General features: G+C 38.8%; 7 protein-coding genes. 6 read left to right on the top strand and 1 reads right to left on the bottom strand.

The annotated features are described in order from the left end of the window. The 3 genes from ASG38_RS06270 (at position 1) to ASG38_RS06260 (ending at position 5,249) form a co-directional block, all read left to right on the top strand. On the top strand, positions 1-3,570 hold the full coding sequence (locus tag ASG38_RS06270) for a T9SS type B sorting domain-containing protein (RefSeq protein WP_056068246.1): 3,570 nt from the start codon (positions 1-3) through the stop codon (positions 3,568-3,570). A gap of 93 nt (positions 3,571-3,663) precedes the next feature. Further along, positions 3,664-4,485: a type I methionyl aminopeptidase gene (gene map, locus ASG38_RS06265; protein ID WP_056068244.1), complete on the top strand. Its 822-nt coding sequence runs from the start codon at positions 3,664-3,666 to the stop codon at positions 4,483-4,485. Beyond that, positions 4,485-5,249: a class I SAM-dependent methyltransferase gene (locus tag ASG38_RS06260; protein WP_056068241.1), complete on the top strand. Its 765-nt coding sequence runs from the start codon at positions 4,485-4,487 to the stop codon at positions 5,247-5,249. The genes map and ASG38_RS06260 overlap by 1 nt, the downstream gene beginning before the upstream one ends. Before the next feature lie 69 nt (positions 5,250-5,318). Here ASG38_RS06260 and ASG38_RS06255 read toward each other — a convergent pair whose 3' ends face one another. Beyond that, entirely contained in the window at positions 5,319-8,129 is a 2,811-nt protein-coding gene (locus ASG38_RS06255; protein ID WP_056068239.1) for a pitrilysin family protein, read from the bottom strand. 211 nt (positions 8,130-8,340) lie between these two features. On the opposite strand from ASG38_RS06255, the gene ASG38_RS06250 reads away from it, so the two are divergent. The 3 genes from ASG38_RS06250 to pruA all read left to right on the top strand — a co-directional run bounded on the left by ASG38_RS06250 (position 8,341) and on the right by pruA (position 11,856). Then, positions 8,341-9,591, top strand: coding sequence for a DUF5103 domain-containing protein (locus ASG38_RS06250; protein WP_056068237.1), 1,251 nt, complete (start codon positions 8,341-8,343; stop codon positions 9,589-9,591). A 102-nt stretch (positions 9,592-9,693) separates the two neighbouring features. Beyond that, positions 9,694-10,080: a Co2+/Mg2+ efflux protein ApaG gene (gene apaG / locus ASG38_RS06245; RefSeq protein WP_056068235.1), complete on the top strand. Its 387-nt coding sequence runs from the start codon at positions 9,694-9,696 to the stop codon at positions 10,078-10,080. Positions 10,081-10,230: 150 nt separating this feature from the next. Further along, positions 10,231-11,856 carry an L-glutamate gamma-semialdehyde dehydrogenase gene (gene pruA, locus ASG38_RS06240; RefSeq protein WP_056068233.1) on the top strand — a complete coding sequence of 542 codons (1,626 nt, stop codon included), beginning with the start codon at positions 10,231-10,233 and terminating at the stop codon, positions 11,854-11,856. The last annotated feature ends 69 nt before the right edge of the window (positions 11,857-11,925 follow it).

The raw sequence follows: 11,925 nt of genomic DNA, 5'->3' as shown, positions 1-11,925 counted from the left end.
ATGAAATCATTGAACAGACTTTTACTTATTATTTTTTTTCTAACGGCAGAAATAGCCTACTCCCAGGGTGGTGCCCCATCATGCGCCGAATTACAGGCTAATTTTGAGCGCTATCAATCCTGCGCAACCAGTATTCCTTTTACTAATTCAACCAATAATACCAGTGGAGAAACTTTTGACACAACTTGTATTGGGGAAGATTTCAAAGGGCCAACTTGGTTTTTTATGAAAATAAAAACAAGCGGAAACATTTTTTTACGGATTTCACAAGTCAACAATGCCGGTATTTCGACTGATGTCGATTTCGTTTTATGGGGACCTTTTAATGATCTGAATAATATTTGCAGCCAATTAAACAGAACAAAAGAAGTAGATTGCAGCTGGCTACCAGATGGTATCGAAAATGTAGCACTGCCAAATGCAATAGCCGGAGAATTATACATTCTTTTAGTTGACAATTACTCTAACTCTCCCGGCCAGATTACAATTACGCAAACCGGGGGTACCGGAAGTTCCGATTGCAGCTTTCTTTCCTCAGTCAAAATAAAAGACAATACCGGAAACGACATTACACAATTAAATTACTGCAAACCTGACACCAAAGACCTTGTGGCTACGATTGATGTTACCGATTTTCCAGGAAACACAAGCGATTTAAGATTTAACTATAAATGGTATAAAGACGGAATATTGCTTACAACAATTGCAAATTCACTTTCCAACACCAATACACTCACCGTTTCTGATAGCGGACTTTATAAGGTCGAAACCACAGCATATGACAGTACGGATCCGACGGTCAATCAGAATGACCTTCAGGTAAGCGATGCTGAAATTGACCTGAAATTCTTTACAGCCCCAAACATGACATTGCAAAATACAAATACGCAATGTTTGGCCAGTAATCCGGTTCTACAAACCATTGACAACAACACAATAGTACAGACATATACTTACGAATGGTTTCGGGGTGGAATTTCGATACCGGGAGCAACCGGCTCTACTTTCACGCCAACCCTGCCTGGAAATTATTTTGTAAGGATTTCAAATCCGGGTTGTGCCCCATTTGACTCAAATATTATTGCTATATATGAATCTCCTCAGATTACTATAACAGACAATCAGACAATTTGTGAGAATGACACTTATCAAATAACTTCTGCAATCGCCAACGCTGCCAATCTTACCAATGTAACTTATCAATGGTATAAGGATGGGAATTTAATTCCGGGAGCAACATCAAGCTCTTATGTTGTTTCTTTAGCAGGACAAAATGCAGGCACCACATCATCTTATGTTTTGGAAGCAACAGAACAGGGGCTATGTGTCACAACTTCAAACCCGGTAGCTATTACTCTTAATGCAAAGCCACTTTTGAGCACGCCTGTAGCCTTGCAACAGTGTGATTATATTTCACCAAACAATGACGGGTTTGCCACGGTAAATCTTACACAGGCCTATAATGCCCTGACAAATGGTGATTCGGCACTTGTCTTAAGCTATTTTTTAGATGCAGGATTAACCCAGCAGATAACCACACCTAATTCCTTTACCAATACAGTTGCTTTTTCACAGAACATTTATGTTACTGCCATAAATCCGTCACATATTCCAATTTGTACTTCAAATGTGGCAATAATCAATCTTTCTGTTAATCCAACCAGTGTTGCGACTTATACAGACATGACACCTGTTTGCCCGGAATTGAATGCTAATTACGGATTCGTTGATTTCAACTCAAAAAGGGCTGCCATAAAAGCATCCTCTTTCCCTACAACTACTGTAGACATTGCTTTTTATATTAATGAAACGGACGCATCAGTAGAAGAAAACGCATTAACCAATACTTCTCAGATACCTGTCGGGATTTCAACAATTTATACACGAATAGAAACCAATAATAATTGTGCCGGAATAGGAACTTTTAAAGTACAGGTATATGCCGGTCCGGCACAGAATGCAATTACTTCAATCAATGCCTGTCAAACTGAAACCATTATTCTGGCGAATAAAGACAGCGAAATATTGGCCAGTCAAACTCCAACCGTGAGCGTTAGTTATTTTAATACGTTTGATAATGCACGTACCAATACGGCTGCCATAAACAAGAATACCGCCCTGCCTCTCACTGTAGGAACTAAAGCAATTTTTGTACGACAGTTCGATATGGCCACACAATGTGTTTCAGTGGTGAGTTTCGATATCAATGTGTTTGCAAATCCGACCATCACTACTCCTGACCCGATTACGATTTGCGGCAGCAATACCGCTGCTTTTAATCTTGACAGCAGAATTCCTCAAATTACTTCCGGAAACACAAATTACAGGGTTTTCTTTTACGAAACTCCTGCCGATTTAGCTGCCGACACGCCTATTTCTGCTACGAATCCATACAATTCGGTTTCAAAAACAATCTCGGTTAAAGTTGTCGACCCAACCGGAAATAACTGTTTCTCGACAACAACTCTTCGATTAAACGTTGTAGGAAGTCCGGGCAGCACGACCAATCCTGATATTATCCAGGCTTGTGATGACAGCGGATTCTATCCGTTTAATCTTACCCAAAGGCAGTCCCAGATGGCTGGAACAACTCCTTTGAATACGATTCAGTTCAGATATTACATTCGTGAACAGGATGCATTAAGCAATTCCAACAATGCGATTCCTGCTCCTGAGAATTTCACCAATACTGTTGCCGACTATCAAAAAATATATGTACGTCTGAACAGCACCGTAAATATTGGAAGCGAAAACGGGGAAGCTTGTTTCAGAATACTCGAATTGGAATTGTTTGTAAGGCCATTCCCGGCCAATAATATACAAGAGTATCCTTATAGAATATGCAAGGACATCTACAATAATGTAGTTACTCCGGCATTTATAGATACGCAATTATCTGAAACCGATTACGATTTTGAATGGTATACCGGTCATGATGCGGTTGCTTCCAACCGAATCTCTTCTGAAACAGGAAGTACCTTCACTACCTCAGTACAGGGAGATTATTCCGTTAAGATAATAAACACAACGAATACGGCTCTTTGCGCCCGAATTATCAATTTTACGGCCAAAAACTCGCTGATTCCTTTTTCAATAACAGGTGACCCTTCAGAACAAATTACCTTTGAGTCTGACAGCAAAGTTACTGCAATTGTTACACCACAATCACCCGATTTCCAATACATGATTGATGATAACGGGTGGCAGGACAGTAATGTATTCCATAATATTAAAGAAGGAATTCATTTCTTAAAAGTGAGAAACAGATATGGCTGCGGCGAAATCAGCACCCGCATTGTAATAGTCGATTATCCAAGATATTTTACTCCAAACGGTGACGGATTTAACGACACGTGGAATATTGGCGGAAGAACGTCATTAGGCATTTCAAACGTCTACATTTTTGACCGCTACGGCAAAATCCTGGCCGACCTACGTCAAAACGGTTTTGGATGGGATGGCACTTTTAATGGTCGCCCAATGCCTTCTGACGATTACTGGTTCAAAATCATTTATCAAAAAGACGGGGTAAAAAAGGAATTCAAAAGCCACTTCACTTTAAAACGATAAAATACACAAACTGCCTCAAGGGCAGTTTTTTATTTGCTCCGGTTTCTAATCAAATAAAAATAGTATTTTTGCAAACTGATAAAATTCCAATTTATGATTATCCAAAAAACCAGAGAAGAAATTGAGTTGATGCGCGAAAGTGCTCTTTTGGTTTCAAAGACACTAGGCATGATTGCAAAAGAAATCAAGCCAGGAGTCACAACCTTGCACCTTGATAAACTAGCGGAAGAATTTATTCGTGACCATGATGCTGTTCCTGGCTTTTTAGGATTGTATGGCTGTCCTTCTTCAATTTTAACCAGCGTTAATGACCAGGTTGTTCATGGCTTGCCTACTAACCGCCCAATAGAAGAAGGTGATGTTGTTTCTGTAGATTGCGGTGTTTTAAAAAATGAATTTTATGGTGACCATGCCTATACTTTTGAAATTGGAGAAGTAGCTCCGGAAACCAAAAAACTGTTACAGGTAACTAAAGAATCGCTGTATGTTGGAATACGCGAATTTAAAATTGGAAATCGTGTAGAAGACGTAGGAAATGCCATTCAGAAATATACAGAAGCACATGGTTATGGCGTAGTTCGCGAATTGGTTGGACACGGTCTGGGAAGAAAGATGCATGAAGACCCGGAAATGCCTAACTATGGGAAACGCGGTCGCGGAAAACTGTTTGTTGAAGGAATGGTAGTCGCTATCGAACCGATGATTAATTTAGGAACTAAAAATATCAAGCAGTTGAAAGACGGCTGGACAATTGTTACGGCCGACAGAAAACCAAGCGCCCATTTTGAGCATGATGTAGCATTAATTGACGGAAAGCCTGAACTGCTCTCTACATTTGCCTATATATATGATGCTTTGGGAATAAAAAGCGACGAAGAAAACGAATTCAGAAGACAGCCTTTGGTGATTTCCTAATGAAAAAAATTTTCAGATTTGTCTTAAACACTATCCCGAGGCCGGTATTAATCCGTCTGAGTTATGTCATTCGCCCAGTTCTTGCTTTTGCCTTAAAAGGAAAAAAATATACGGACCCGATTGATGGAAAAAGCTTTAGGAAATTCCTGCCTTATGGTTATGGTACACAACGTAACAATGTGCTTTCTCCAAGCACTTTATCATTGGAAAGACACAGGCTCCTTTGGCTCTATCTGAAAAACGAAACCGATTTTTTCACCGCACCTAAGAAAGTATTGCATTTTGCTCCGGAACAGGCATTTTACAAAATCTTCAGAAACCAAAAGAATCTGGACTATACAACAACCGATTTACTGTCGCCTTTGGCCGATGTAAAAGCGGACATCTGCAATTTGCCTTTTGAAGACAATTCGTATGATGTAATTCTTTGCAATCACGTTCTGGAACACATTCCTGACGACACCAAAGCAATGCAGGAATTATTCAGGGTACTGAAACCCGGAGGAATGGGGATTTTCCAGATTCCGCAGGATTTGAAAAGGGCAACTACATTTGAAGACGATTCCATCACCGACCAAAAAGAACGCGCGAGAATTTTTGGCCAGTATGACCACGTACGCGTTTATGGAAGAGACTATTTTGACAAATTAAGAAGTATCGGATTTACTGTAAACGAAGAAGATTATACCAAAAAGATAGGTCCGGAACTGGCAGAAAAATACTGTCTGGCTCCCGGAGAAATAATTCCCGTGTGTTATAAATAACAATAACCGAATACCATAAAAAAAGCCTGATGGAAATCCATCAGGCTTTTTGCTTAATCCAATCAAGATTTAGCTTTTTTCAGGCATTAATATACCCACAACCTTATCTTTTGTAAGATACTTTTTCGCTACATCCTGAATGTCTTTTGCAGTGATTGCATTCACCTTCTCTTCTACTTTCAAGATGTCTTCCGGATTGGTTCCGTTAACATAAGAGCGGTTAAAATTAGACAGCCAATACCTGTTTTCCTTAATATCTTTTTTATAATCCAACAGTTCAGCCTCCTTGAATTTCGTTACATCGGCAGGCAGTGGTCCGTTATCAATTATTTTCTGCAATTCTCTTAACGCAGAAGCCGTAAGTTTTTCAGCATTATCAGGTCCGCATGGGAAGTTAATTGAGAAATTATAAGAACCATTCGGAACTTTACTCATGCTTCCTCTGGCACTGATTCCATATACGCCACTTTCATTCTCTCTCAATTCTTCAACCAATTTAATAGAAAGCACTTCACCCAGCGCCTGCATTGCCAAAGCTTCTTTCGGGCTATATACTGCATCACCATAGAACATGATGTTAACAGTACTTTTTGGGTCTGTACCTTTATTTACAATTTTCTTATGCTCGCCTTTAAGCATTCTGTAACCAACATCAACAGCCTTTTCTTTCTTGTCGTTTGAAGGTAAAGCAGCCAGATATTTTGCAGAATACTCTTCAATCTTTTTATCATCTATATTACCTACAAAGAAAAATTCAAAATCTGCAGCATTTGCAAAACGCTCTTTGTATTTGTTATAAGCCAATTGGTAATCTGTAGTTTCCCATGCTTTTTCGTCCGGTATCATACCAAAGAATCTTGGGTTGTCTTTAAGCAGGTATCCGTATAATTCCTGTTGGAAAAAGAAACCAGGCTGTGATGCCATGTTTTTGAAAAATGCAGATTGCTTTTGCTTGTAACCTTCGAAGGCATCTTTGTCATAATTCAAATCTGTAATATAAGCCACAGTCATCTGGAACAGATATTCCAAATCTTTTGGCGTAGCGCTTCCTCTAAGTCCTTCGGTTGTATTTCCAATATATGGATTTACGTTTGCTACTTTTCCAGACATAAATTTATTGATGTCATTCTCTTTCAATCCGGAAAAACCTGCCTGAGTCAATCCACCATTTGCGAATTGTGTTTTCTTCAACTCGTCAACCGAATACAGGTTTGTTCCTCCAAAGCTAACAGCATCCATCAAAACCTCATCATTTTTGAAATCGGTTTTCTTGTAGGTTACTTTTGCACCATTGGAAAGGAATAGTGTCGTTGTTCCGATTTTGTCATTTTTCTCTTTTTTGACAATGGTTCCCGGCTTCAGCTCTTTTCTCAAAAGGCTCGATGCCACTTCTGAATCTGCATATGGAGTAATCTCGGCAGTATTCACCTTTAATGCTCCCAACACTTCCTGCTCTGTCGGTTTTTTCAATCCGTCTTTTTCCGGACCTGTCAAAATCACAACTCTGTTATCTTCCTTCACATAGTCTTTAATCAAACTGTTTACATCCTTCAATTCGATAGCAGGCAATAGTTTTTTAGTGGCATTATAAGTCCATTCAATACCCGGAACCGGTTCTTTTTGCAAGAAATGCGATTGATATTCCCCTACAAATCTTCTGGATTCTGTTTTGTCCCTGTCGTTATAATCAGATTCGATATTCGCCAGGATTTCTGATTTGGCACGTTCCAATTCACCTTGTGTGAAACCAAACTTTTTAACTCTCTCGTTTTCTGTAACCAAAACTTTTAAGGCATCTACCTGTTTGTCTTCCTGCGACATTGCGAAAGACTGGTAAGCCTCTTTCGTTCTCGCCCATGTTCCGCCATGATAGGAATATCCATAAGTAAATGGAGGTGTAGGAGAATTGGTTAGTTCGTTTAACCTGTTGTTAATCATAGTAGAATACAAACCTTCTACAAGCGATTTTCTAAAGTCATTTACAGTTACGACCGGCTTTGCATTTTCATAATCTTTATAAATCAACTGTACCTGCGCAGCAGAAGCTTCTTTATCGCTTTCAACCGCTACAAAAGTTTCTTTGTGATTTGGCACATCAAAAATCTTTCTTGGTTTTTCGTTTTTAGGATTCTTGTAGGCCGCAAAATGATCTTTGATTTTCTTTTCCATTGCAGCCACATCAATATCTCCCACCACAATAACACTCATCAAATTAGGACGGTACCAATCTTTGTAGAAATTGATTAGTTTGTCATATTTGAAGTTCTCAAGGATTTCTTTTTTACCAATTGGAAGACGTTCTGCATAATGCGATTTGTACATCATTTTTGGCATATAGCGCCCCATCATTCTTTTACCGGCTCCAAGTCCAATACGGTACTCTTCCAAAACCACTCCTCTTTCCTTGTCAATCTCTTCCGGTGTCAGAACAGCATTGAAAGCCCAGTCTTCCAGAATCTGGAAACCTTTCTCCAGTTTTTCCGGGTCATCAGAAGGAATTGGAAGGAAATAAACAGTCTCATCAAAACTGGTGTAAGCATTCAAGTGCTGACCAAACTTAACACCTATGCTTTGCAAATAATCTACCAGTTTGTTTTTCGGGAAACGTTTGGTTCCGTTAAAACACATATGTTCCATAAAATGCGCAAGACCTTGCTGGTCGTCGTTTTCAAGAATAGAACCTGCATTGATGACAAGTCTTAAATCTACCTTGTTTTCCGGTTTTGCATTTCTCTTAATGTAATAGGTCAATCCGTTTTCTAATTTTCCTGTCTTCACAGAGGGGTCAAACGGAATTGGACCATCGCCTTTAAGTTCCTGTGCAAAAATTGACACTGGAAAGGCCAACAGAAGCACGAATAGTTTGCTGTAATGTTTCATTAGGTTTGTTATTTATTTGAGTTATAAAACTAAAATTATAACTAGAAAACCACCTATTTATTGTAAAATATTTAACACATTTTATACAATATCTGTTATTTTAGGGGTATTATTATTTGTTTTTCTACTTCTCAGAAATTTGGCATAATTCTCGCACAATTTTATTTGTCTTATATTTGTTATTATATAAATCCGAAAATCTTTCCGACAGATGAAGAAGAATTATTTTATTATTTTGCTGGCCTGCCTGTTCTCCGGTCTGGTCAAAGCACAAGTTCAAAATGAAATCGACCCGCCATTCAACATAAAAACTGTTTCCTTTGTCCAAAACGGGCAAAATGTAATTCCAATATTCAATCTTCAGGAAGGATTCCAACTGCAATTTGATGACCTTTATGGAAATGAAGCCAATTATTATTATGAAATTGTACACTGCAATTATGATTGGACACCATCACAACTGGTCAAAAGCGAATACATTCAGGGATTTGACAACCAGCGAATACAGGATTACGAAAATTCCTTTAACACGTTACAGCTTTACTCCCATTACCGACTCCCATTTCCAAATAAATTTACACAGTTTAGGGTGAGCGGTAATTATATCATCAAGATATTGAATGAAGACAGGGATGTTGTTTTTTCAAGAAAATTCATCCTGTATGAAGATCAGGTGTCGGTTCCTTTACAGATAAAAAGAGCCCGGGATGTACGCGACATCAATTACATGCACAATCTTGACTTTGCTATTAAGTCGGCCTCCATTACGTTTATCAATCCGCTGCAAAGTGTGAAGGTCATGCTATTGCAAAACGGGCAGTTTAAGGAAGCCATCTACAATATCAAACCGCAATATACCATCGGAAATGACTTGATTTACAAATACGATAAAGAAACACAATTTTGGGCCGGCAATGAATTCTTATATTTCGACAATAAGGAAATCAGGGCTGTTGTCAACAACATCAATTACGTAAGAGCAAAAGACCTTTATGAGCCGCATCTTTACATTAACAGAGCAAGAGCCAATCAGGTATATACTTATTATCCGGATGTCAACGGAAATTTCGTAGTGCGTAATTTCAACACCCAAAATAATGAAATAGAAGCCGACTATGCCTGGGTGTATTTCACATTAGATGCTCCGAACTACTTTGGAAAAAGCGACATCTATATTAATGGAATGTTTAACAATTATGCGCTGAATGATGAAAACCGAATGGATTTCAACCAGAAAACCGGCATGTATGAAAAAGCAATTGTAATCAAACAAGGATTTACCAATTACCAATATGTCATTGCAGATAAAAAAGGCAAAATAGACCATGCCAATGCCGTTGATGGTAATTTTTACCAAACCGAAAATAACTATCAGGTAATTGTTTATTATCGGGGCATTAATGAAAGATATGACAAAGTGATTGGAAGAGGAACTGCCAATTCTGAAAATATTGTAAATTAAAAAAGCTAAAAAACTGTTTTTAAAACCATTAAGCAAAATTTAGCAACAAAAACGCCAATCCAATAGGATAAATTTGTACTTTTGAAACATTATTAGCATTCTATGGTTACGCAAATAACTCGAGGTATTAAAATTTCTGTTTTGACTAGTTTTGAAGGAACTTACTTCAAAAACTACAAGATTCATTTTGCCTTTAGTTATGAAATCACCATTGAGAACCATAGCAAGGATTCCGTACAGCTAATGTCCCGCCATTGGGAAATCTTTGATTCCTTAAACAACAAAGACTTTGTGGATGGTGAAGGCGTCATTGGGAAAAAACCGGTTCTTAAACCTGGCGAATCGCACACCTACAGCTCAGGCTGTCTTCTTTCCTCTCCTTTTGGCGCTATGAAAGGCTATTTCAATATGATTAATTTTACCTCAACAAAAAGTTTCAGGGTTATTGTTCCTACTTTCAGACTAAGTGCGCCGTTCGCCCTGAATTAGCCTAAGTCTGTAAAAAATTATAAATTCCATAAATCCGGAAGAGTACCTGCATGATTGTTATCAAAATGGTAATTCTTTCAAAGTTCCCCATTCATTTCGTATCTTTGCCGTGCAAAAATTTGATATTATTAAATATAAAAACAAATCAGTATGCCAAAAGGAATTTACAATGTCCCTAAAGCGGTTAACGAAGTAGTTAAGTCTTACGCTCCGGGAAGTCCAGAAAGAGAACAAATCTTAAAAACGTATAAAGAATTATATAATTCAACTGTTGATGTCCCTTTGTTTATTGGTGAAGAGGAAATCAAAACCGGAGACACCAAAAGACTGTTCCCTCCATTTGACCACCAACATACTTTGGGTCAATACCACCAGGCTGACAAAGCTCTTGTAGAAAAAGCTATAGCATCAGCTTTAGAAGCGCGTAAAAAATGGGCTACCATGCCATGGGAACACAGAGCTGCTATCTTCTTAAAAGCTGCTGAATTATTGGCGGGTCCATACCGTGCTAAAATTAATGCGGCAACCATGATAGCTCAAGGAAAAACCGTTCACCAGGCAGAAATTGATTCCGCTTGTGAATTCATTGATTTCTTGCGTTTCAACGTGCAGTATATGACTGAAATTTATGCTCAGCAGCCTGTTTCTTCAGAAGGAATCTGGAACCGTTTGGAGCACCGTCCGCTAGAAGGTTTTGTTTATGCTATTACACCTTTTAACTTTACAGCCATTTCAGGAAACCTTCCTTCATGTGTTGCCTTGATGGGTAACGTGGTAGTATGGAAACCTTCTGCAACTCAAATCTATTCGGCAAACGTAATCATGGAAGTTTTCCAAAAAGCAGGATTGCCAAAAGGCGTCATCAACATGATTACCGGAGATTCAGGAATGATTACGGATACCATTTTAGACAGTCCTGATTTTGCCGGAATCCACTTTACGGGTTCAACGGGTGTATTCAACAGCATGTGGGCAAAAATCGGACAAAATATCAGCAAGTACAAAACCTATCCTAGAATTGTGGGTGAAACCGGAGGAAAAGATTTCGTATGGGCACACCCTTCATCAAATCCGATTGAAGTAGCAACAGCACTAACACGCGGTGCTTTTGAGTATCAGGGACAAAAATGTTCGGCTGCTTCAAGAGCTTACATTCCTGTTTCCATCTGGAATGCCGTAAAAGACCGTCTGGTTGCTGATGTAAAATCATTCAAAATGGGCTCACCGGAAGACACTTCAAACTTTGTTTCTGCTGTAATTTCAGAATCATCGTTCGATAAATTAGCTAAAGCTATTGATGAAGCCAAGGCATCATCTGAAGCTGAAATAATTGTTGGTGGTGGTTATGACAAATCTAAAGGATGGTTTATTGAACCAACGGTAATTGTTACTACCAATCCAAAATACGACACTATGGAGACAGAGTTGTTCGGACCTGTATTGACAGTATACGTTTATGAAGACGCTAAATGGGAAGAGTCACTTAAACTGGTTGACGAAACTTCAATATATGCCTTAACCGGTGCTATATTCTCTCAAGACCGTTATGCGATTGATGTTGCTACTAAAGCCCTGGTAAACGCTGCCGGAAACTTCTACATCAATGACAAGCCAACCGGAGCGGTTGTTGGACAACAACCTTTTGGTGGCGCGAGAGCTTCCGGAACAAACGACAAAGCCGGTTCTATTTTGAACCTACTTCGTTGGGTTTCTCCAAGAACCATCAAAGAAACATTTATTCCTGCAACTGACTACAGATATCCATTTCTTGGGTAGTGGATAGTTGACAGTCGAAAGTTGTAAAGTCGAAAGATTTAAAGATTTAAAGATTTTTGACCACACATA

This window comes from Flavobacterium sp. Leaf359, from assembly GCF_001423985.1.
GTDB classification, from domain to species: Bacteria; Bacteroidota; Bacteroidia; order Flavobacteriales; family Flavobacteriaceae; genus Flavobacterium; species Flavobacterium lindanitolerans.
Note: the sequence above shows the minus strand (reverse complement) of the source record. Positions and strands in the feature narration are given on the sequence as shown.

What these genes read in the sequence shown, in the direction of transcription:
- ASG38_RS06270 (WP_056068246.1), top strand. Translation starts at nt 1, where the DNA reads ATGAAATCATTGAACAGACTTTTACTTATTATTTTTTTTCTAACGGCA.
- map (WP_056068244.1), top strand. Translation starts at nt 3,664, where the DNA reads ATGATTATCCAAAAAACCAGAGAAGAAATTGAGTTGATGCGCGAAAGT.
- ASG38_RS06260 (WP_056068241.1), top strand. Translation starts at nt 4,485, where the DNA reads ATGAAAAAAATTTTCAGATTTGTCTTAAACACTATCCCGAGGCCGGTA.
- ASG38_RS06255 (WP_056068239.1), bottom strand. Translation starts at nt 8,129, where the DNA reads ATGAAACATTACAGCAAACTATTCGTGCTTCTGTTGGCCTTTCCAGTG.
- ASG38_RS06250 (WP_056068237.1), top strand. Translation starts at nt 8,341, where the DNA reads ATGAAGAAGAATTATTTTATTATTTTGCTGGCCTGCCTGTTCTCCGGT.
- apaG (WP_056068235.1), top strand. Translation starts at nt 9,694, where the DNA reads ATGGTTACGCAAATAACTCGAGGTATTAAAATTTCTGTTTTGACTAGT.
- pruA (WP_056068233.1), top strand. Translation starts at nt 10,231, where the DNA reads ATGCCAAAAGGAATTTACAATGTCCCTAAAGCGGTTAACGAAGTAGTT.